At 51.5% G+C, this 21024-nt stretch carries 19 protein-coding genes; 10 read left to right on the top strand and 9 right to left on the bottom strand.

The window, feature by feature from the left end:
- Positions 1-47: 47 nt before the first annotated feature.
- The 5 genes from BM191_RS05820 to dapA all read right to left on the bottom strand — a co-directional run bounded on the left by BM191_RS05820 (position 48) and on the right by dapA (position 5775).
- Complete coding sequence (locus BM191_RS05820) at positions 48-2045, bottom strand: tRNA(Met) cytidine acetyltransferase TmcA (protein WP_092876054.1); 1998 nt, start codon at positions 2043-2045, stop codon at positions 48-50.
- Complete coding sequence (gene ypfJ / locus BM191_RS05815; RefSeq protein ID WP_092876052.1) at positions 2042-2893, bottom strand: KPN_02809 family neutral zinc metallopeptidase; 852 nt, start codon at positions 2891-2893, stop codon at positions 2042-2044. The genes BM191_RS05820 and ypfJ overlap by 4 nt, the downstream gene beginning before the upstream one ends.
- A 131-nt stretch (positions 2894-3024) precedes the next feature.
- A complete protein-coding gene (gene purC, locus BM191_RS05810) occupies positions 3025-3738 on the bottom strand; it encodes a phosphoribosylaminoimidazolesuccinocarboxamide synthase (RefSeq protein ID WP_092876050.1) in 714 nt (237 codons plus the stop codon).
- Positions 3739-3846: 108 nt separating this feature from the next.
- A complete protein-coding gene (bamC, locus tag BM191_RS05805; RefSeq protein ID WP_092876048.1) occupies positions 3847-4881 on the bottom strand; it encodes an outer membrane protein assembly factor BamC in 1035 nt (344 codons plus the stop codon).
- Positions 4882-4896: 15 nt separating this feature from the next.
- Positions 4897-5775, bottom strand: coding sequence for a 4-hydroxy-tetrahydrodipicolinate synthase (gene dapA / locus BM191_RS05800; RefSeq protein WP_092876046.1), 879 nt, complete (start codon positions 5773-5775; stop codon positions 4897-4899).
- 143 nt (positions 5776-5918) lie between these two features.
- Between dapA and BM191_RS05795 the strand changes: the two genes are divergently transcribed.
- Entirely contained in the window at positions 5919-6488 is a 570-nt protein-coding gene (locus BM191_RS05795; protein WP_092876044.1) for a glycine cleavage system transcriptional repressor, read from the top strand.
- Positions 6489-6490: 2 nt separating this feature from the next.
- Positions 6491-6961 carry a thioredoxin-dependent thiol peroxidase gene (gene bcp, locus BM191_RS05790; RefSeq protein ID WP_092876042.1) on the top strand — a complete coding sequence of 157 codons (471 nt, stop codon included), beginning with the start codon at positions 6491-6493 and terminating at the stop codon, positions 6959-6961.
- 38 nt (positions 6962-6999) lie between these two features.
- Here bcp and BM191_RS05785 read toward each other — a convergent pair whose 3' ends face one another.
- Positions 7000-8070: an AI-2E family transporter gene (locus BM191_RS05785; protein WP_092876040.1), complete on the bottom strand. Its 1071-nt coding sequence runs from the start codon at positions 8068-8070 to the stop codon at positions 7000-7002.
- Positions 8071-9219: 1149 nt separating this feature from the next.
- Between BM191_RS05785 and bepA the strand changes: the two genes are divergently transcribed.
- The gene (bepA, locus tag BM191_RS05780; RefSeq protein WP_092876038.1) at positions 9220-10680 is read left to right on the top strand and encodes a beta-barrel assembly-enhancing protease; all 1461 of its coding nucleotides are present in this window, start codon (positions 9220-9222) and stop codon (positions 10678-10680) included.
- A 20-nt stretch (positions 10681-10700) separates the two neighbouring features.
- Positions 10701-11063, top strand: coding sequence for an arsenate reductase (glutaredoxin) (gene arsC / locus BM191_RS05775; RefSeq protein ID WP_092876036.1), 363 nt, complete (start codon positions 10701-10703; stop codon positions 11061-11063).
- 19 nt (positions 11064-11082) lie between these two features.
- Here the strand turns inward: arsC and hda are convergent, their stop codons facing one another.
- The 3 genes from hda to upp all read right to left on the bottom strand — a co-directional run bounded on the left by hda (position 11083) and on the right by upp (position 13852).
- Positions 11083-11784 carry a DnaA inactivator Hda gene (gene hda, locus BM191_RS05770; protein WP_230479531.1) on the bottom strand — a complete coding sequence of 234 codons (702 nt, stop codon included), beginning with the start codon at positions 11782-11784 and terminating at the stop codon, positions 11083-11085.
- Positions 11785-11881: 97 nt separating this feature from the next.
- A complete protein-coding gene (gene uraA, locus BM191_RS05765) occupies positions 11882-13162 on the bottom strand; it encodes a uracil permease (protein ID WP_092876032.1) in 1281 nt (426 codons plus the stop codon).
- 63 nt (positions 13163-13225) lie between these two features.
- Positions 13226-13852: a uracil phosphoribosyltransferase gene (upp, locus tag BM191_RS05760; protein ID WP_092876030.1), complete on the bottom strand. Its 627-nt coding sequence runs from the start codon at positions 13850-13852 to the stop codon at positions 13226-13228.
- Between the two features lie 234 nt (positions 13853-14086).
- Here upp and purM point away from each other — a divergent pair, with 234 nt between their 5' ends.
- The 6 genes from purM (at position 14087) to BM191_RS05730 (ending at position 20823) form a co-directional block, all read left to right on the top strand.
- On the top strand, positions 14087-15124 hold the full coding sequence (gene purM, locus BM191_RS05755) for a phosphoribosylformylglycinamidine cyclo-ligase (RefSeq protein WP_092876028.1): 1038 nt from the start codon (positions 14087-14089) through the stop codon (positions 15122-15124).
- Complete coding sequence (gene purN / locus BM191_RS05750) at positions 15121-15759, top strand: phosphoribosylglycinamide formyltransferase (protein ID WP_092876026.1); 639 nt, start codon at positions 15121-15123, stop codon at positions 15757-15759. Before purM ends, purN begins: the two co-directional genes overlap by 4 nt.
- 387 nt (positions 15760-16146) lie before the next feature.
- Positions 16147-18213, top strand: coding sequence for a polyphosphate kinase 1 (gene ppk1, locus BM191_RS05745; RefSeq protein WP_092876024.1), 2067 nt, complete (start codon positions 16147-16149; stop codon positions 18211-18213).
- 3 nt (positions 18214-18216) lie between these two features.
- The gene (ppx, locus tag BM191_RS05740; protein ID WP_092876022.1) at positions 18217-19749 is read left to right on the top strand and encodes an exopolyphosphatase; all 1533 of its coding nucleotides are present in this window, start codon (positions 18217-18219) and stop codon (positions 19747-19749) included.
- A 46-nt stretch (positions 19750-19795) separates the two neighbouring features.
- Positions 19796-20404, top strand: coding sequence for a tellurite resistance methyltransferase TehB (tehB, locus tag BM191_RS05735; RefSeq protein WP_092876020.1), 609 nt, complete (start codon positions 19796-19798; stop codon positions 20402-20404).
- A 212-nt stretch (positions 20405-20616) separates the two neighbouring features.
- Positions 20617-20823: a YfgG family protein gene (locus tag BM191_RS05730; protein ID WP_092876018.1), complete on the top strand. Its 207-nt coding sequence runs from the start codon at positions 20617-20619 to the stop codon at positions 20821-20823.
- Positions 20824-21024 lie beyond the last annotated feature (201 nt).

Raw genomic sequence — 21024 nt, 5'->3', positions numbered from 1 at the left:
CATGTACTTGACCCCGGTTATTTGACAACCAATCGACAATGCTCGCTTTATTGCAATGAGCGAAGCTGATGTTTTAAAGATTCGGCCTCAGTGGTATTCAGCGAGTATAAACCAGTAGCCGCTTCCTCACGCCAGCGCGTTATCAGCTGGCGGCGGCCGCTCAGCGCGAACTGTCGGCAGAGAGCCTGCGACGACTGATGCTGTAGGATAGCCCCGCGCAGGAGCGGCATGGGCGCCGGACTGTGTAACACCAGGCGGCCCAATGCTGCCCGGGTTGCTTCAAAAGGACGCTGAGCAAAAGCAAAGCAAGCCAGCTCCAGCTTATCCTGACGGTCTGGTACCCTCTCACAACGCTGCACCCGGCTGAGAGCCGGTTCGTTAATAATTTCCTGTAACCAGCCCAGTTCATCGTCAAACCGCCGACGCGCACGGGTAATCAGTTGCTCCCCCGGTAGCGTTAATGGCCGCAGCGCCATCGCAGCATAGCAGCCGCTGCTGGCCTCACGGGCGCTGCCAATGCGTACCAGCTGAAATCCGCATGCCTGCCAGAATGCCAGTAATTCGGCGGTATAACCGAAACTGACCGAGAGATAGTCACAACCCCGCGCCTCCCGCAATGCAAGGTCCACCAGTTGGCGACCCACGCCTTGTCTGCGCAGGGCTGGCGTCACGGCAATACGGCTGATACGCCTGGCTCTGAGCCGCGGCGCGTCACGTAATCCGGCATGTGCCGCCAGAGACTGCGCGACCAGATTACCTGGCGGACGCCGCCACCCAGCCCAGACATTGTCCGCTAATGCGCTGTCAAGACCGCCCTCTTCAACCAGCCACATCCCCCCTTGTACCCGCTCCTGCTGCATGACCAGGCTGAAATGCTGTCCCGGTGCATCCATCATACGGCGCAGATCGAGTGGCGATGTACGATAGTGAGCGCTGCACAGCAGCTGATAGAGTTGACTTAGCAGCTTCGGCGAGCATTGCCAGTCCTGCGGTTGCAGGCTGAACCAGCGGAGTTCGCCTTCTGTGTTAACTATCTGCGGCTCGGCGAAAATCAGTGCACGCGCCAGCCAGCTTTCCAGCGGATCATTCGCTGCCCAACGCAGCGGTTGATTAAGCGTCAGCATCCGTACTGCGGGCAGAGAGGCACAAAATTTAAGCACAAAGCCGCGTCCGGTACCTTCATAACCCTGAATGGTCGTCGTCAGCAAAACTCTGGGAAAGCACGCTATCAGCTGCCTGAGCACGGGCGCAGGAATGGCGGCAGCTTCATCAATCAGCAGCCAGTCGCCAGCGGGTGGCGAACCGGCATGACACAGCGCCAGCAGTCTGTCGGGCGCAATAAACTGAAAGCGATCGCCGGCAAAAGCAGACAGCACGTCGGTTGAGACCCTGGCCGGAGCCGTCACCCAACAGACTCCCGGCCAGTGGCGCGCCAGCATTCCCGCGAGGGCTGACTTGCCACGGCCACGTCCGGCGGTCAGTACGCTAATGCCTGGCGGGCTGGCGAGCAGCTGCTGACATAGCACCTGCTGCTCGTTATCACTACTCCGCCAGCGGGCAAAAGACCTGTCATCCGGCCAGCGTGGCGCCAGCCCCTGCTGATGTAACAACACCTGGGGATCGCAAAACAGACGGCGTAAATGATGGATAAAGTTGGGAGTCGCAACGGGTTGAGGCTGTTCGCTCCATCGCAGCGAATCGCTGTCAGGCTGTGTGGCCCAATCCTCTAAAGCTGGGATCAGTAGCAGCAGCCAGCTTCCCGCTCGCAACGTGCCTGCCAGCGCCGCAAACGCCTCGGCATGAAACCCCTCTCTGGCATCAAAAACCGCATGATGAAACTCACGTCCCAGCAGCGTTCGTATGGCGCCGGGTGTGCAATGCAACGCTGACGGTGACGTTTCGCTAACCCACAACCAGTCGCCAGGTAACCGTTGCTGCCAGCATAACACCTGCTGCTGGCACCATTGCGCGTCACCGCTTAGTACCGCCAGTCGGCGGATACCACAGACGGACATGTTATGACTGAGGTCTGACAGTCGGTTCATTGAAAGGTATTGCAATTCGCCGGATTACCGTACTCAAAACCGCGTTTAAACCAACTGTATCGCTGCTGCGAGGTACCATGAGTGAAGCTATCAGGCACCACCTTTCCCTGACCACGTTGTTGCAGTCGGTCATCACCAATGGCCTCAGCAGCATTCAGCGCCTGCTGTAAATCACCTGGTTCCAGAATATTTTGCTGCTGCATGTAGTGCCCCCAGACGCCAGCAAAGCAATCGGCTTGCAGTTCCAGCTTAACTGACAGCTGATTTGCCTGAGCCTGACTAACGCCCTGCTGCATCTGGCGCACTTTAGATTCAATACCGAGGAGTTTTTGCACGTGGTGGCCGACCTCATGGGCGATAACGTAGCCCTGGGCAAACTCACCGTCAGCCCCCAGCGTAGTTTTCATCTCATCGTAAAAAGAGAGATCAATATAAACCTTATCGTCCGCCGGACAGTAGAACGGCCCCATCGCCGCCTGACCCTGACCGCAGGCAGTAGGGGTCACATTGCGATACATAACCAGGGTAGGTGGCTGCCAGGTTTTACCCATATGATTAAACAGCATTTTCCAAGTATCATCGGTTAAAGCAAAAATTACAGAGGTGAATTTAGCCGCTTCGTCATCGCGTGCGGAATTGGCACTTTGCTGACTGGGAGCACTAAGCGTGTTTGTATTCCCCGTGAGCAACGGCGTAAGATCATAGCCGTAATAGCTGGCTATGATAACAATAACTAATATTATCAGTCCGCCTTTTCCTCGTGGGATGCGCATGCGGCCACCGCCAACGGTGGGCTGATCGCGACGATCCTCAACATGGTCACTTTCACGATGGCCTCTCCAGCGCATAGATCTTCTCCCTGGATATCTAAATATTAAGGTTGAACAAATAAAATAGATTTTAGTCGGGAGTGCAGGTTAAAACCAGAACGGAGGGCAGGAAAAGCGGCACCCTTCAAGGATCGGGTGCCGGCAAAAGATTAATCGAGGTTTACGCCAAGACGGCGGGCCACCTCTTCGTAGGCTTCAATTACGCCACCGAGACTCTGTCGAAAGCGATCTTTGTCCATCTTATCCATTGTTTGCTTATCCCACAGACGCGCGCCATCGGGTGAAAATTCGTCGCCCAGCACCACTTCGCCGTTAAACAAACCGAACTCCAGCTTGAAGTCCACCAGAATAAGGCCGGCATCATCAAACAAACGAAGCAGTACTTCATTGGCCTTATAGGTAAGTTCCCGCATACGGGCAAGATGCGCTTTACTGACCCAGCCAAAGGTTTCGCAGTATGATTCGTTGATCATCGGGTCATGCATAGTGTCGTTTTTTAAGAACAGGTCAAACAGAGGTGGGTCCAGCTCAATGCCTTCTTCTACGCCGAGCCGTTTTACCAGCGATCCCGCCGCACGATTGCGCATCACACATTCAACCGGCACCATCTCCAGTTTTTTAACCAGGGCTTCGTTATCAGAGAGCAGAGCTTCAATCTGGGTCGGAATACCCGCCTGCTCAAGCTTTTTCATGATGAAATAATTGAACCTGTTGTTTACCTTTCCCTTACGCTCAAACTGCTCAATACGCGCGCCGTCGCCTGCTGACGTATCATTGCGGAACTCGAGTATCAGCAGATCCGGATTATCAGTGCTGTACACGGTTTTCGCCTTGCCGCGATACAACTCAGCTTGCTTTTGCATCTTGATTAACTCCAAACAAATAGCCAGGTACTTGCCACGCATTGAGTACGGTATCGTTTGCGTGGGCTGAATAAAAAAGCCGGGATTCTCCCCGGCCTGTTGTTAACACTATTTACTGAAGGCAGCCTGGAATACAGGTACTAGCGCATCATTCTGCGACTGAGTCAGCGTATGACCTTGTGGATCTGTCAGCTGCAGACTACTGCGGTTGCCTAAATCCCCGACTTGAATTTTATATGTACCATTCACCAGGCCGGGATCTTTCGCCGCCAGGGCATCCCAGGTACTGCTACCGGGTGACTTATAGGTCACGCTCAGGCTACCCTGAGAGTGATTGCTGTCGGTTACTTTCATGCCGATGCGCGCTAGCGAAGCGGGCAGGCGCTGCCATACGGTATTGAACGGAGCACGGACGACAAGATTTGGCAGGCCGGTATCATCGGCACCGCTCTGAACGTCTAACTGAGCTGAGCTACGATTCGCAGCTGCGCTTTGACGATCATTTTCTGCTTTATCCAGTCCGACGCTGAGCAGGTTAAGCATCTGCGCAGTATAGCGCTGCACTTCGCCCGAAGAGCTGATCTCTTTGCCTTCCTGCTGCAATTGCAATAAGCGTACGCTTAACGACTGCTGGTAACCCTGCTGCTGAACGCTGATCTGATAACGACCACGATACTGATGATCTTCATCGGGTCGCTGCCATTGGATCCAGTTAGTCGTCAAAGATTGACTGGCATCCTGCTGCTCAGCAATCGGAAAATGATGTGACTGTAAAATGCTCACCACCTGCGACCACAGGTTAGCGTCGCGCACGCTGTCTAATATCAGCATACCCGTATTGCCGCTAAACTGAGTACGCGTACCATTCATTAATGCCAGAGCCTGAGCCGGGGGGCGAATATCAAGTTTCTTCCCGACAGGACCTTTGCTGTCATCGGTCGGCACATCATAATTACCATTCTGAAGAGGTAATATCATTCCGGCTGGCACGTGCAAATCCTGCAGGCCTGGCGCGTTCATATACTCGCTGCTATCGCTGACCTGACGTTTATAATGCTGATTGTTAGAACAACCAGCCAGCAGCATCGCGGTTGAAAGTCCAAACGTAACAACCAACGCGGACCTTTTTACGGTAAAAGCCATCAATTCTCCCTAAAATTACAGCAGACCTGCTTGCGTCAACGCCTGAGCCACGATCGGCTCGGCAGCTACACTCAGCGGTGTCATTGGTAGTCGCAGCATGTCAGACGCTATCAATCCCAGCCGCTTCGCTGCCCATTTCACAGGGATCGGGTTGGGTTCACAAAACAGCTGTTGATGCAAAGGCATCAGGCGCTGATTAAGACGGCGTGCTTCAGCGAAATTGCCCTGTTTAGCCAGCCGACAAAGCTCGGCCATTTCACGCGCTGCAATATTCGCCGTAACGGAAATCACGCCTTTGCCACCCAGCTGCATCAGATCGAGCGCTGTCGCATCATCGCCACTGACGATAATAAAGTCATCACCAGCCAGCTCTTGGATCTGGGCAACGCGCGATAAGTTCCCGGTTGCCTCTTTAATTCCAATAATATTTTCGATCGCGGCCAACCGGCCCACAGTTTCAGGCAGCATATCGCAACCGGTTCGAGACGGCACATTGTACAGCATTTGTCGCAGATCGGTGCTTTCTGCGATGGCTTTAAAATGTTGATACAGCCCTTCCTGAGTCGGACGATTGTAATAGGGTACGACGGTCAGACAGCCTACCACACCAGTATCGACAAAACGTTTGGTCAGGGAGATGCCTTCAGCGGTGGCATTTGCGCCGGTTCCGGCAATGACCGGGATTCGACCGTCAGCAAAATCCAGCGTCATCATCACCACATCGGCGTGCTCATCATGTGTCAGCGTGGCACATTCGCCAGTTGTGCCAACAGACACAATCGCGGAGGTTTCACTATCTACATGATAATCTACTAATTTTTTCAGACTCGTCCGGCAGACATTCCCTTTTTCGTCCATCGGCGTAACGAGTGCAACAATACTTCCCGTAAACATTGGCGATCCCCTCGACAAACAAGTGCTTCATGGTACGTTTGTCACCGTGTTAAAAGCAAGGGCGCAAGGCGTCTCAAGCGCTTGTCAGCAGATTTTTTTATGTTTACCTTATTGCTATTAGCATCCTGACAGGAATTTTTATTTTGCCGCAATCAGAGCAACATCATCTGGTGATTACCGCCCTGGGCATTGATCGCCCCGGTATCGTTAACACCATTACCCGCCATGTCAGTAGTTGCGGTTGCAATATTGAGGATAGTCGGCTGGCGATGCTGGGTGAGGAGTTCACCTTCATTATGCTGTTGTCCGGCAACTGGAATGCTATTAATCTTATCGAGTCAACCTTGCCGCTAAAAGGCGCTGAACTGGAGCTGCTTATCGTAATGAAACGCACGCTGGCGCAGGAAAGACCGCCAATGCCAGAAACTGTTTGGGTCAAAGTGGAAGTCGCTGACTCACCGCATCTGATTGAGCGCTTTACTGACTTATTCGACTCCTATCAGATGCACATTGCCGAATTGGTTTCACGTACGCAGCCAGCGCAAGGAAATCAGCCACCTTTACTCTATATTCAAATAACTGCTCACAGTCCCGCCCGTCGGGATGCATCGCAAATCGAACATGCGTTCAACGTTCTATGTACCGAACTGGGAGCTCAAGGCACGATCAACGTCGTGTCTTATCTACAGCATGAAGAAAAAATGGAGATATAGTGATGAACCCACTGAAAGCCGGTGATATGGCACCGAAATTTAGCTTGCCCGACCAGGACGGCGAACAAGTGAGTTTAACCGACTTCCAGGGACAGCGCGTTCTGGTCTATTTCTATCCGAAAGCTATGACGCCAGGTTGCACCGTTCAGGCTTGCGGTCTGCGTGATAACATGGACGATGTGAAAAAAGCTGGCGTCGATGTACTTGGCATCAGCACAGATAAACCAGAGAAGCTGTCTCGTTTTGCCGAAAAAGAGATGCTGAACTTTACGTTACTTTCCGATGAAGACCATCAGGTTTGCCAACAGTTTGGCGTTTGGGGTGAGAAGAAATTTATGGGGAAAACTTATGATGGCATTCACCGCATCAGTTTTCTCATCGGTAATGACGGAAAAATAGAGAAAGTTTTCGATAATTTCAAAACCAATAATCATCATGACATCGTGCTGGACTACCTAAAGTCTGCATGTTAAAACTCAACCGGATCGGTTAACAACCGATCCGGCTCTGACTAATCCTCTGGCGTTGGCGAAACCACTTCATCCGGCCAGGCGTGCATCACAGCCTTAATCAGCGTCGCCAGGGGGATAGCGAAAAACACGCCCCAGAAGCCCCACATGTCACCAAACACCACGACAGACATCATAATTACCAGCGGATGCAGATTAACCGCCTCGGAAAACAGTACCGGCACCAGAAGATTGCCATCCAGCCCCTGAATAATTAAATAAACAGCCAGCATCGTCCAGAAATCACCACCCAGGCCCCACTGGAACAAGCCGACGCAGATAACCGGGATCGTCGAGACGACCGCGCCGACGTAAGGGATCAGCACCGAGATACCGACCAGCACCGCCAGTAGCAGGGCGTAATCCATTCCGACAATGACAAAACCAAGCCAGGTCGCGATACCTACGACAACCATCTCGACCACTTTGCCACGAATATAGTTAGTAATTTGCTGGTTCATTTCAAACCAGACCTGGTCAGCCAGTCCACGCTGACGCGGCAAAATGCGCAGTACGCTACCCCACAGCTGCTCCCGATCCTTAAGCAGGAAAAACACCATAATGGGCACCAGTACCAAATAAATCGCCAGCGTCACCAATCCTACTAACGAGGCCAGTGAGTATTTCACTACTTGTTCACCCAACCCACTGAGTCGGCTGCGTAAATCGTTCACCACGATATCGATAATGCCGACGTCCATCAGGGTGGGAAAACGTTCAGGCAGGCGCATTGCGTAACGGTAGAGGTTATTCAACATATTGGGTAAATCGTGGGTGAGATTGATCCCCTGCTGCCAGGCCACCGGCACCACCACGAAGGTCAAAATTAAAACAATGCCAGCAAAAAGCAGCATAATCAGCGACGCAGCCCAGGTGCGTGTACATCCGAGACGTTCGAGGCGTGCGGTCGGCCACTCAAGAAGATAAGCAATGACCAGCGCCACCAGCAGCGGTGCCAGCAGGCCGTTAAAAAAATAAATAATACAAAAGGCGCCAACCAGAATGATCAGCAACGCAATTGCCTGGGGATCGCTAAAACGTCGGCGATACCACTGCTTTAACAACTCCAGCATTCAAGCCGCCTGTAAATATCGATAAGTCCTTGCAGTGTACCCTAACCCGCAGAAGCAGTAAGCCATATTTAATCCTGATTTGTATCGCGCAAACGACTTAGAGCGTAAATGAATAGTATTATTGTCTGACAGCTTCCGGGGTTCCCATGCTGCTCTGGTCGCAGTAAGCATTCTTAACCTGTGATACAGTGCCTCATTAGCCAGTTAACATACCCGCTCACCACTCGTTTGTAGATGGCATGAGGTAACGCCGCCGAAAATGGTTAGCGTCCATCACGTCAGCCGCACCCCATGCAAGCGAAAAAACCGGCAATGTGCAATGTAATATTCCGTGCAGTGCCCATCCGTTAGATCCGCTCAGGAAATAACCAGCCATCGGCTTTATAAGCTGATACGCTGGTGAATAGCGCGAATACACGCATACCCGATAGTGCCAAAATATCCGCAGGCGTTTTCTTCATGGCAGCGTTCTTAATCTTATCCCCGATTTTTTGAGTAGCAGCCATAGTATGGCTGGACAGCGCATAAATAACCGATTTATCAATCCAGCTGTAATGAAAATTAAAAACTAAAGACTTTTCTTTTTTGATTACATCATCGATAAAAGTATTATTATCTATGTCAGATTCGGTTTATAAACCATCTTCCACGCATAATGGATGTCCACATAATCAGCAGACGTTAACACGCTCGCCAGCAGGCTGCTTAAACATGCATTGTTATTTATATAGGAAGATAAAAATATAGCCATATGACATCAATCACATGTGAAAAGATAAAGCAGGGAAAATCATTTAGAATAGAGGCGGCAATCAGTGTTGGAGTAGATAAAGATAATAATATTTTTTGAAATAGTGCGCCAATCACGAAAAAGTAAGCTAGAAGATTAATCTAAAAAAGATAGTTTATGATGACCAACAGATATAAAAAGCAGAAAACCGTCGTTTGTAAGGCATGTAAATTGTTGTCGTTACAAAAACCGCCTCGCTTTTCCTTTAATCTTTTCCAGAGTAAACTGCGGCTGTGCTACGAGAGGTTCTCCTGTCACACCTGAATGGGTAGAGTGCAGTGAGAAATCCCGTCGGATGGATGCCGCACGTTTTGATCGATCCAGAGTCTAACCCATGACTTCTTGTCAGGAAAAGATGCATGTTTAAGCCGTTAAAAACACAAATTATCGCTTCTGCGCTGGCAGCCCTGGTGATGAATACAGTCATGCCCGTGAAGGCTGATGTCACCGATAATCTACCCGATATGGGCACCACGGCAGGCGGTACACTATCGATTGATCAAGAGCGGCAAATGGGCGACTTTTATGTACGCCAACTGCGGGCCAGCGCACCGTTAATCAACGATCCGCTGCTTAATGCATATATCAACAATCTCGGACAGCGTCTGGTTTCCCATGCCTGGTCAGTGCGTACCCCTTTTCATTTCTTTCTGGTCCGTAACGATGAGTTGAACGCCTTCGCTTTTTTTGGCGGTAATGTGGTGCTGCACTCTTCGCTGTTTCGCTATGTAGATAATGAAAGCCAGCTTGCAGCGGTAATGGCCCATGAAATCTCTCACGTCACCCAGCGCCATCTCGCCCGCGCGATGGAAGAACAGCAGCGTAGCGCCCCATTAACATGGGTCGGCGCACTGGGCTCAATATTACTGGCTATGGCGAATCCTCAGGCTGGTATGGCGGCGCTGACCGGTACGCTGGCTGGAACCCAGCAGGGGATTATCAGCTTCACTCAACAAAATGAGCAGGAGGCCGATCGTATTGGCCTGCAAGTTTTGCAACGTTCAGGTTTTGATCCACAGGCAATGCCCCACTTCCTGCAAAAACTGGCTGACCAGTCACGTTATGGTCAGAAGCCGCCGGAGATGCTGCTAACGCACCCGTTACCCGATTCCCGTTTGTCAGATGCGCGTAATCGCGCAAATCAAATGAAGCCGGTGGTAATCCAATCTTCTCAAGGTTTTTATATGGCAAAAGCACGTGCTCTGGGGATGTACGCTTCCGGAAAAAACCAGCTCAGCGACGATCTTCTGCACAGCTGGTTGCAGGGTAACCGTCGGGAAAAAACCGCCGCGCAGTACGGAAGAGCCGTGCTGTTTTTACAGGCAAAATCATTTGCTGATGCCCGGCGCATCATCGATCCCATGCTTGCCAGCGATCCTGACAATCTCTGGTATCTGGATATCATGACCGATATCGACATTGGCCTGAAAAAGCCCCAGGATGCTATTCGCCGTCTGCTGGCAGCAAAAAATATAAGCGATCCTGTGTTGCAGCTGAACCTCGCCAATGCCTATCTTGAGGCCAATCAGCCGGCCGATGCGACGCGTATTCTCAATCGCTATACCTGGGATCATAAAGATGACGCCAACGGCTGGGATTTACTGGCCCAGGCTAACGCAGCGCAGGGACTATCCAATGAAGCGCTGGCCGCACGAGCCGAAAGCCTGGCGCTGAGCGGCGAGCTGGATCAGGCCATTCGCGCACTGAGCAGCGCCAGCTCGAAATCGCGTCTCGGCAGTCTGGAACAGGCGCGTTATGACGCCCGTATCGATCAGCTGCGCCGCCTGCAACAAGTTTTCCAGAAATATCAGCGGTCCTGATAGCGACCAGGAGATAAACAGTGTGTCAGGTAATGATTTACCACAATCCGCGTTGCAGCAAGAGCCGGGAAACGCTCGCTCTGCTGGAAGCCCAGGACATCAAACCTCAGATCGTCTTCTACTTAACCACGCCACCGGACCTGGCCACGCTGGAAACGCTGCTGCGTCAGCTGGAATTTAGCGAAGCGCGCCAGCTGATGCGTACGGGTGAGAGCCTTTATCAGGCGCTAAACCTGGCAGACCCAACCCTGAGTGAAACCGCGTTATTACAAGCTATGGTGCAAAATCCAACGCTGATTGAGCGGCCGATCGTTATCGTCAATGGTCGGGCAAAACTGGGGCGTCCGCCGCAGCAGGTGCTATCCTTACTCAAACAGCATTGATATGCCCAGCACGCCAGCATTAAAGCCCGAGAATTTCTTTAACAAAAGGGATCGTTAATTTGCGTTGGGCACTGATTGAGGCGTGATCAAGTCGATCAAGGGTGGTGAACAGCGTACGCATTTCTCTGTCGAGTCGCTTGAGCAAAAAACGGCCAACGTCTTCCGGCAACTCGAAACCGCGCTGACGCGCCCGCAGCTGTAATGCCTGGAGTTTATCCTCATCAGACAGCGGTTGCAGGCGATAGATTTGCCCCCAGTCCAGGCGCGATGCCAAATCCGGTAGTTGCAGATTCAGCTGCCGTGCTGGCCGATCGCCGGTGATGATCAGGCGCGTTTTGCCGCCCTCAAGAATACGATTGTACAAATTGAAGATCGCCATTTCCCAAGGCTGATCACCAGCGATACATTCAATATTATCAATGCACACCAGCGCCAGCTGTTCCATGCCATCCAGAACCTCAGGAACGAACCAGGTGCGTTTATCCAGAGGGACATAACCCACCGCCTGATTGCGCGCCGAGAGATGAGCACAGGCTGCATGAAGCAGATGACTGCGGCCACTCCCTTCGCGCGCCCATATATAAAAATAGCTGCCATGACTCTGCCCCAGCGCACCCTGCAATGCCGCCAGTAGCGCCGGGTTATCCCCCGGCCAGAAGCTGGCAAAGGTTTCATCATCTGGCAGATAAAGTGGCAGCGAAAGCTGCGCAGGCGTGTTCAGAATTACCTCGGAATTGAGCGGTAGGAGATCGCCCTGAGTTTATCACAGTTCAGCAGCGGAAATGAAACGGACGATCGGAACCGTCCGTCGACGATTTTTAACCATCATCCTCCGGTGCTTCCAGCACCACCTCTTCCGGACGCAGCAGTGAAATCACTTTGAAAATTAAACTGAGCATTACGCCGACTATCGTTGCCAGCGCCATTCCTTTCAGCTCTGCTGCACCGATATGTACCCTGGCACCACTGACACCAATGATCAGGATCACCGAGGTCAGGATAAGGTTTTGCGCTTTGTTATAATCGACCTTCGACTCAATCAGCACTCGTACTCCTGATGCAGCAATGACGCCGTACAACAGCAGTGAAACACCGCCCATTACCGGCACCGGTACCGCCTGAATGGCAGCGGCCAACTTACCAATACAGGAAAGCAGAATAGCCAGAACCGCCGCACCACCGATAACCCAGGTGCTGTAAACACGGGTAATGGCCATCACGCCGATATTCTCACCGTAGGTGGTATTCGGCGTCGATCCAAAAAAGCCGGAAATTACCGTTGAAATACCGTTCGCGAACATCGAGCGATGCAGTCCAGGATCTTTTATCAGGTCTTTTTTTACAATATTTGCCGTCACCACCAGGTGGCCAACATGCTCGGCGATCACCACCAACGCTGCGGGAACAATAGTCAGCATCGCCGCCAGATCAAACTGTGGCTTGTAGAACGTAGGTAACGCAAACCAGCTAGCCTGCTCAACCGGCGCCCAATTAACCACGCCCATAAAATACGACAGCGCATAGCCCACCAGCACACCGACCAGAATCGGAATGATTGCCAGAAAGCCGCGAAATAGTACCGAGCCGAACACGGTCACCGCCAGCGTCACCATTGAAATGATCATCGCCTTCCCGTCCGTCGGCACACCGTCAGCAGGCAGCAAACCTGCCATATTCGCTGCAACGCCAGCCAGCTCCAAACCAATTACCGCGACGATTGCGCCCATCGCTGCCGGTGGAAACATAACGTCCAGCCAGCCAGAACCGGCTTTTTTTACAATCAGTGACACCAGACAAAACAGCAGACCGCAGAGAATAAAACCGCCGAGTGCTTTTTCATATCCTAACGGTAGTAACAGTAAGACCGGTGAGATGAAAGCAAAGCTGGAGCCGAGGTAGGCGGGGATTTTCCCCTTGCAGATCAGCAGATAAAGCAACGTGCCAATACCATTAAAAAGCAATACCGTTGCGGGATTAATATGAAACAGCACGGGTACCAGTACGGTTGCACCAAACATAGCGAATAAATGCTGGAAGCTGAGTGGAATCATTTGCAGCAGCGGTGGCCGCTCGCTAACGCCAATGGCACGACGAGTCATCGAATATCCCCTTGAATTGTTTTTTTTGTAAAAAAAAGCCGACTCTGCGGTCGGCTTCAGCGGTTATTTAGTACCAAATATCTTATCGCCGGCATCGCCCAGCCCGGGAATAATGTAGCCTTGTTCGTTCAGTCCCTCGTCGACCGAGGCGGTATACAGCTCGACATCCGGATGCACTTTTTCCAGCGCACGGATACCTTCGGGTGCAGCAACCAGTACCAGTACCTTAATGCTGGTACAGCCAGCCTTTTTCAGTAAATCAATAGTGGCAACCATTGAGCCGCCGGTCGCTAACATTGGATCGACGACCAGCGCCATACGCTCATCCATACTGGAGGCCAGCTTCTGAAAATAGGGCACCGGCTCCAGGGTTTCTTCGTCGCGATAAATACCGACTACGCTGATACGGGCACTGGGTACATGCTCAAGTACGCCTTCCATCATGCCAAGACCGGCACGCAGAATCGGTACTACAGTAATTTTTTTTCCTTTGATTTGTTCAATTTCTACCGGGCCGTTCCAGCCTTCGGTGGTCACTTTCTCGGTTTCCAGATCGGCTGTCGCTTCATAAGTCAGCAGGCTTCCAACCTCAGACGCCAGCTCGCGAAAACGCTTGGTGCTTACGTCATGCTCACGCATCAGACCCAGTTTATGTTTGACGAGCGGGTGTTTGACTTCCACGATCTTCATTAGTTGGACTCCCGAAATGTATTGGCTGCAAAAAAAAATCGTCAGATTATACCGCCTTTTGTCAAGGCTGCCAGAAGCAATGGATCAAATTAAACACCCTTATTACCTGGCTCGCGCCCGAAGGTGCCGGTGAGGAATGTAGCGAAAGATGGCACTCGCAAACGATTGCTCACACTGCTAGAATTGCCGCGCTTTCGTTAATACCACCAATCGCAACCGCGTGGGGATTTCGCAGTGACCGACAGAACCTCTCTGAGCTATAAAGACGCCGGCGTTGATATTGATGCTGGCAATGCGTTAGTTGACCGAATCAAAGGCGTGGTCAAGAAAACACGTCGTCCTGAAGTCATGGGCGGTCTGGGAGGCTTTGGCGCCCTGTGCGCCCTGCCGCAAAAATACCATGAGCCGGTGCTGGTTTCCGGTACCGATGGCGTAGGCACTAAGCTGCGTCTGGCAATGGACCTTAAGCGTCATGACACCATCGGCATCGACCTTGTGGCAATGTGCGTGAACGATCTGGTTGTTCAGGGTGCAGAACCGCTGTTCTTTCTCGACTATTACGCCACTGGCAAGCTGGACGTGGAAACGGCAGCCAGCGTCATTAGCGGCATCGCTGAAGGCTGTTTACAATCCGGCTGCGCACTGGTGGGGGGCGAAACAGCGGAAATGCCGGGGATGTATCACGGTGAAGATTATGACGTGGCAGGCTTTTGCGTTGGCGTCGTGGAAAAATCATTAATTATCGACGGCAGCAAGGTGCAGGACGGCGATGTTCTGATCGCCCTCGCCTCCAGTGGCCCGCACTCTAACGGCTACTCTTTGATACGAAAAATTCTTGAAGTCAGTAACACCGACCCCGATAGCGTTCAGCTGGAAGGCAAATCCCTGGCCGATCACCTGCTGACACCGACGCGTATTTACGTAAAAAACCTGCTGAGTCTGATTGAGCAGGTTGATGTTCACGCCATTGCTCACCTGACTGGCGGCGGCTTTTGGGAAAACATTCCGCGCGTGCTGCCAGACAATACTCAGGCGGTTATCGATAGCGCCAGTTGGCAGTGGCCAGCGGTATTTAGCTGGCTACAAGAGGCCGGCAACGTCAGCCAGCATGAAATGTATCGTACCTTTAACTGCGGCGTCGGCATGATGATAGCGTTGCGCGCTGATGAGGCCGATAAGGCAATTGAACTCCTGTCTGAAGCTGGCGAAAAAGCATGGGTAATGGGGCATATTAAGGCGTCAAATGCCGCGGAGCGCGTGGTCATCGCATGAAAAGGATTGTCGTCCTTATTTCCGGTAACGGCAGTAATTTACAGGCAATCATTACCGCCTGCCAGCAGGGAAAAACCGGCGGCAAAGTCGTCGCCGTTATCAGTAACAAAGCCAGTGCTTACGGGCTTCAGCGCGCGCACGAAGCGGGAATACCCACCCTGACGCTGCCACCCGCCACATTTGCCGATCGTCAGGCGTATGACCAACACCTCATGGCGGAAATTGACCGTTTTCAGCCCGATCTGGTGGTGCTGGCGGGTTTTATGCGCATACTGAGCGACGCGTTTGTCCAGCACTATAGCGGACGAATGCTCAATGTACATCCTTCCCTGCTGCCGAAATACCCCGGATTAGATACCCATAGACGGGCGATTGAAAATGGTGAGACCGAACATGGCACCTCGGTGCATTTCGTGACTCAGGAGCTGGACGGCGGTCCGGTTATTTTGCAGGCGCGGGTGCCAATATTTGCCGACGACAGCATAGAAGACGTGCAGGCGCGGGTTCAGCATCAGGAACACAATATCTATCCGCTGTCTATCGCCTGGTTCTGCACCGGTCGTCTGCAGATGCACGAAGGCGCTGCCTGGCTTGATGGCAAGCCGCTTGCGCCGCAGGGCTACGCGGCAGAATAGTCTGGCCGGAGCAGCCCTGCAGCCGGTTGGTTCATCCATCCGGTTCAGGCCGTCCAACCGCGTTGACTTGTCCCCCGGAGAGGCCGACCTGCGCGGTTACATTATTGCGTCCTGTATTCAGATTCATAGTGCATCGCGCCTGATGTTCCGCTGAGCGCAATTTGTCTCCGTCTGCCAGTCCCGACAAGCTGGCGCACACTATCGCCGCAAATATTAGACGATGATTCGCTTTTATTATCGCCTACTACGAAACAGCTGCCATCGTTCAACGGCAACCTATGTCTGACACAATATTCATTCACAGCCATTGGACTTTATTGTCTTACTCTCGCCATAATGAAACGGATAGTGGATACCATCCTCCTGCATCGCGACTATGGGGTAATAATGGGTCAGGAAAAACTATATATTGAAAAAGAGTTAAGCTGGTTATCCTTCAATGAACGCGTTTTACAGGAGGCAGCAGATAAAAATAATCCCCTGATTGAGCGAATGCGTTTTCTGGGTATCTACTCTAATAACCTTGAAGAGTTTTATAAGGTCCGTTTCTCAGATTTAAAACGTCGGATACTGATTGGTGAGGAGCAGGGTTCAGGCTCGCCTAACTCACTGCGCCACCTGCTGAATAAAATTCAGGCCAGAGTGCTAAAGGCGGAGCAGGAGTTCGACGGACTGTATAACGAACTGCTACTGGAAATGGCGCGTAATCAAATTTTCCTGATCAACGAGCGTCAGCTCTCACCGAATCAGCAGAACTGGCTGCGCGATTATTTCCGTCAGGAGCTACGCCAGCATATCACGCCAATATTGATTAACCGTGATACTGACCTGATTGTATTCCTCAAAGATGATTACACCTATCTGGTGGTAGAAATTATTCAGGGCGAAACCATTCGCTATGCCCTGCTGGAGATCCCTTCTGATAAGGTGCCGCGCTTTATCAATCTGCCTCCCGAAACACCGCGTCGACGTAAACCAATGATTTTACTGGATAATATTCTGCGTTTTTGCCTAGATGAGATATTCAGTGGCTTCTTTGATTACGATGAACTTAATACCTACTCGATGAAAATGACCCGCGACGCGGAGTACGACCTGGTCACCGAGATGGAATCAAGTCTGATGGAGCTGATGTCTTCCAGCCTGAAGCAACGCCTGACCGCAGAGCCAGTACGCTTTGTATATCAGCGTGATATGCCTGATGAGCTTGTGGAGCTCTTGTGTAAAAAGCTGGGGATTGATAACTACGATTCGGTCGTGCCGGGGGGACGTTATCATAATTTTAAAGACTTCATCAGTTTTCCTAACGTCGGCAAAGCCAATCTGGTAAACCGGTCGCCGCAGCCACTGCGCCATCTCTATTTCAGCCAGTTTCGCAACGGATTTGACGCTCTCCGCCAGCGCGACGTGTTGTTGTATTATCCCTACCACACCTTCGAACATGTACTTGAACTGCTGCGCCAGGCGTCGTTCGATCCCAGCGTGCTATCGATAAAAATCAATATTTACCGCGTCGCGAAAGACTCCCGCATTATGGACGCCATGATGCACGCAGCCTGGAACGGTAAAAAAGTCACCGTGGTGGTCGAACTGCAAGCCCGTTTCGATGAAGAAGCCAATATTCTCTGGGCCAAACGCCTTACGGCCGCCGGAGTACACGTTATTTTCTCTGCGCCAGGTCTGAAAATTCACGCAAAATTGTTCTTGATCAGCCGCCGCGAAGGTGAGCAGGTTGTAAGATACGCCCATATTGGTACCGGTAACTTTAATGAAAAAACGGCTCGAATTTACACCGATTATTCCCTGCTGACAGCGGATGCCAGGATTACTAATGAGGTTCGTCGGGTATTTAATTTCATTGAAAACCCATATCGTCCGGTCGATTTCGAGTATTTACTGGTATCGCCGCAAAACTCGCGAGAGCGGTTGTACAAACTAATTGATAACGAAATTGCCAACGTGCAGCAAGGGCTGCGAGGTGGCATCACGCTTAAAGTGAATAATATGGTTGACGGTGGACTGGTAGACAGGCTATATGCGGCATCCAGCGTCGGCGTCCCGATTAATCTGCTCGTGCGCGGCATGTGTTCGCTGATCCCGCAGCTGCCGGGCATCAGCGATAATATTCGCGTCATCAGTATCGTAGATCGTTTTCTTGAACACGACAGGGTCTATATTTTTGAAAACGCCGGCGATAAAAAAGTCTACTTATCCTCCGCTGACTGGATGACACGCAATATTGACTTTCGTATCGAGGTCGCGGTGCCATTGCTGGATGCGACTCTCAAGCAGCGTGTAATCGATATCATGAACATTCTGTTTAGCGATACCGTTAAAGCCCGTAATCTAGATAAAGAGCTCAGCAATAGCTACGTACCGCGCGGTAATCGACGTAAAGTGCGCGCGCAAATGGCCATATACGCCTATCTTAAATCTTTGGAGCAAACTGACTAATCTATGCCCGTATCTCATAAAATTACGCCGAAACCGCAGGAATTCGCGGCTGTAGACCTCGGTTCAAATAGCTTCCATATGGTGATTGCGCGCGTTGTCGATGGCGCGATGCAGGTGCTGGGCAAACTTAAGCAGCGTGTGCATCTGGCCGATGGTCTGGACGCAGACAGTAATCTCAGCGAGGAAGCGATGCAGCGTGGGCTGTCATGTCTGGCGCTGTTTGCAGAAAGATTACAGGGATTCACGCCTGCTCACGTAACCATCGTCGGCACCCATTCGCTGCGTCAGGCAAAAAATGCTGACGTTTTCCTGCAGCGCGCGGCTAAAGTCATACAGTTCCCCATCGAAGTTATCTCCGGTAACGAAGAGGCACGCCTGATTTTTATGGGCGTTGAGCATACTCAGCCGGAAAAAGGCCGCAAGCTGGTTATCGATATTGGCGGGGGCTCAACCGAATTGGTGATCGGTGAAAACTTCGAACCGCGCCTGGTGGAGAGCCGGCGTATGGGCTGCGTCAGCTTTGCCAGGCTCTATTTTCCCGGCAACATTATCAATAAAGAGAACTTCCGCCGCGCCCGACTGGCGGCAGCACAAAAGTTAGAGCCGCTTTCATGGCAGTACCGGCGGCTTGGATGGGAATATGCGATGGGCGCCTCAGGCACCATCAAAGCCGTCTGCGAAGTGCTGGCCGCTATGGATAAGAAAGAAAAATCTATCACCCCTGAGCGTCTGGAAAAGCTCAGTGACGTGGTGATGCAGTATAAAAGCTTTGACGAGCTGACGCTGCCAGGGCTTTCCGATGAACGTAAAACAGTTTTCGTTCCTGGACTGGCTATTTTGTGTGGCATCGTTGATGCGCTGGCGATTAAAGAGCTACGCCTCTCGGACGGCGCGCTGCGTGAGGGGGTACTTTATGAGATGGAGGGCCGCTTCCGTCACCGCGATATCCGCAGCCGCACGGCACAAAGCCTGGCGAGCAGTTACAACATCGACAGTGACCAGGCGCGTCGTGTGTTGAATACCGCCACTGAACTATACGGTCAGTGGCGCGATCAAAATCATAAACAAGCCGATCCGCAGCTCGAAGCGTTATTAAAGTGGGCCGCGATGCTACATGAGGTCGGATTAACCATCAACCACAGCGGTATGCAGCGCCATTCCGCCTATATTCTGCAATATACCGATCTTCCTGGTTTCAATCAGGATCAGCAGATGCTGCTATCAACCCTCGTTCGCTTTCATCGTAAAGCAATTAAGGTTGACGACCTGCCGCGCTTCACGCTATTCAAAAAGCGCCAAATCCTGCCGCTGATTTTTCTGCTCCGTCTGAGTGTGTTGCTAAATAACCAGCGCCAGGCAACAACGGTGCCAGCTTCGCTGGGGCTAAAAACCGACGATGGTCACTGGATGCTGCTGTTTCCACAAAATTTCTTTAGCCAGAATAATCTGGTGCAGCTCGATCTGGAAAAAGAGCAAAATTACTGGCAAGAAGTGACCGGCTGGAACCTGACCGTTCAGGAAAAAAACCAATACTAACCTATCTGAACAGGCGGCGTTAGCCGCCTGAACCGGGCTGATAAATATGAAACCTGCGCTTCCCGATAACTATTTCACGCAAAAATACGCGCTAACGGCGCCCCATTCAGAAGTTTTTGCTGCGCTCCCTTCGCTTTCCGTTGGCAACGCGCTGGATTTAGGCTGCGGCAATGGTCGCAACACGCTGTTACTTAATCTCAAAGGTTTCAAGGTGACCGCATGGGATCGCAACCCGCGCAGCCTGGAAAACCTGAACCGGATAATTGAAGCCGAGCAGCTCACCGGCATAGAAACTCAGTGGGTGGATCTAAATAATCACCGTTTTAACGGAAACTGGGATTTTATTCTGTCAACGGTGGTGATGATGTTTTTACAGCCTGCAACCATCCCTCAGCTTATTGCTGACATGCAGGCCTCAACGAGGAAAAACGGCCATAACCTGATTGTCGCCGCTATGGATACCCCCGACTATCCCAGCCAACCTAACTTTACTTTTGCGTTTAAATCGGGCGAACTTAGTCATTATTACCGCAACTGGCATATTGTGAAATACAACGAAAACGTCGGTCAGTTGCATCGCACCGACGAAAACGGCAAGCGGATCTCTCAGCGTTTCGCTACCTTATTTGCACAAAAAACCTTTGTAAAAGATTAATTCCTTCTGTCTGGATGTCTTGCCGACAACTGCCTGCGAAATAGACTCGGCAGGCAATGGGTTGTCATTTCAGAGCGCGTTGACTATCCAGAGTCATCAGTTTTGATTGTAAAAAACAAGCCATTTTTTGTACAAAATGGTCATTGACCCTGACGCCAGGTTGTGACTTAATTGGCCTCTCGCCCATTTGGGTACAACATAGGACTCTGTGCGTGAACAGCGCCACAACCCCACTTCATCGACGTCAGCGCCGTAAATCAAGTTTGATGATCCGTATCGTTTTGCTGATAAGCTTTTTTATCCTTATCGGTCGCCTTATTTTCGTTATTCCCGGTGCCATCTCTCACCACCAGCAAAAGCTACAAGAAGCCAGCACGCCAACGATCCCGAACCCTGTGAAAATTAACAGAGAAGGCTAAAGGCGCAATTACCTGAGCGTGGGTAGCTTATACTCGTGCAAAAGATAGATTACTATTCATTACTCTGCCTCAGCCTTCCAGAGATCCTGACTCAACCGGTATTTTCGCAAGCGACCTTTTCAACCCCTTATTTGAAACCTGAGAGCAATATCAAATATCCCATTGAAAAAATGTGCTTCCCGTTGCGGCCAACTACCAAAA

This window comes from Izhakiella capsodis (assembly GCF_900115045.1).
Taxonomy (GTDB): Bacteria; Pseudomonadota; Gammaproteobacteria; order Enterobacterales; family Enterobacteriaceae; genus Izhakiella; species Izhakiella capsodis.
The sequence above is the reverse complement of the archived record's forward strand: the minus strand, read 5'-3'. Positions and strand labels throughout refer to the sequence as shown.

Bases quoted from the DNA above. Each gene is read 5' to 3' on its own strand.
- BM191_RS05820 (WP_092876054.1), bottom strand. From the start codon at position 2,045: ATGAACCGACTGTCAGACCTCAGTCATAACATGTCCGTCTGTGGTATC.
- ypfJ (WP_092876052.1), bottom strand. From the start codon at position 2,893: ATGCGCTGGAGAGGCCATCGTGAAAGTGACCATGTTGAGGATCGTCGC.
- purC (WP_092876050.1), bottom strand. From the start codon at position 3,738: ATGCAAAAGCAAGCTGAGTTGTATCGCGGCAAGGCGAAAACCGTGTAC.
- bamC (WP_092876048.1), bottom strand. From the start codon at position 4,881: ATGGCTTTTACCGTAAAAAGGTCCGCGTTGGTTGTTACGTTTGGACTT.
- dapA (WP_092876046.1), bottom strand. From the start codon at position 5,775: ATGTTTACGGGAAGTATTGTTGCACTCGTTACGCCGATGGACGAAAAA.
- bcp (WP_092876042.1), top strand. From the start codon at position 6,491: ATGAACCCACTGAAAGCCGGTGATATGGCACCGAAATTTAGCTTGCCC.
- BM191_RS05785 (WP_092876040.1), bottom strand. From the start codon at position 8,070: ATGCTGGAGTTGTTAAAGCAGTGGTATCGCCGACGTTTTAGCGATCCC.
- bepA (WP_092876038.1), top strand. From the start codon at position 9,220: ATGTTTAAGCCGTTAAAAACACAAATTATCGCTTCTGCGCTGGCAGCC.
- uraA (WP_092876032.1), bottom strand. From the start codon at position 13,162: ATGACTCGTCGTGCCATTGGCGTTAGCGAGCGGCCACCGCTGCTGCAA.
- upp (WP_092876030.1), bottom strand. From the start codon at position 13,852: ATGAAGATCGTGGAAGTCAAACACCCGCTCGTCAAACATAAACTGGGT.
- purN (WP_092876026.1), top strand. From the start codon at position 15,121: ATGAAAAGGATTGTCGTCCTTATTTCCGGTAACGGCAGTAATTTACAG.
- ppk1 (WP_092876024.1), top strand. From the start codon at position 16,147: ATGGGTCAGGAAAAACTATATATTGAAAAAGAGTTAAGCTGGTTATCC.
- ppx (WP_092876022.1), top strand. From the start codon at position 18,217: ATGCCCGTATCTCATAAAATTACGCCGAAACCGCAGGAATTCGCGGCT.
- tehB (WP_092876020.1), top strand. From the start codon at position 19,796: ATGAAACCTGCGCTTCCCGATAACTATTTCACGCAAAAATACGCGCTA.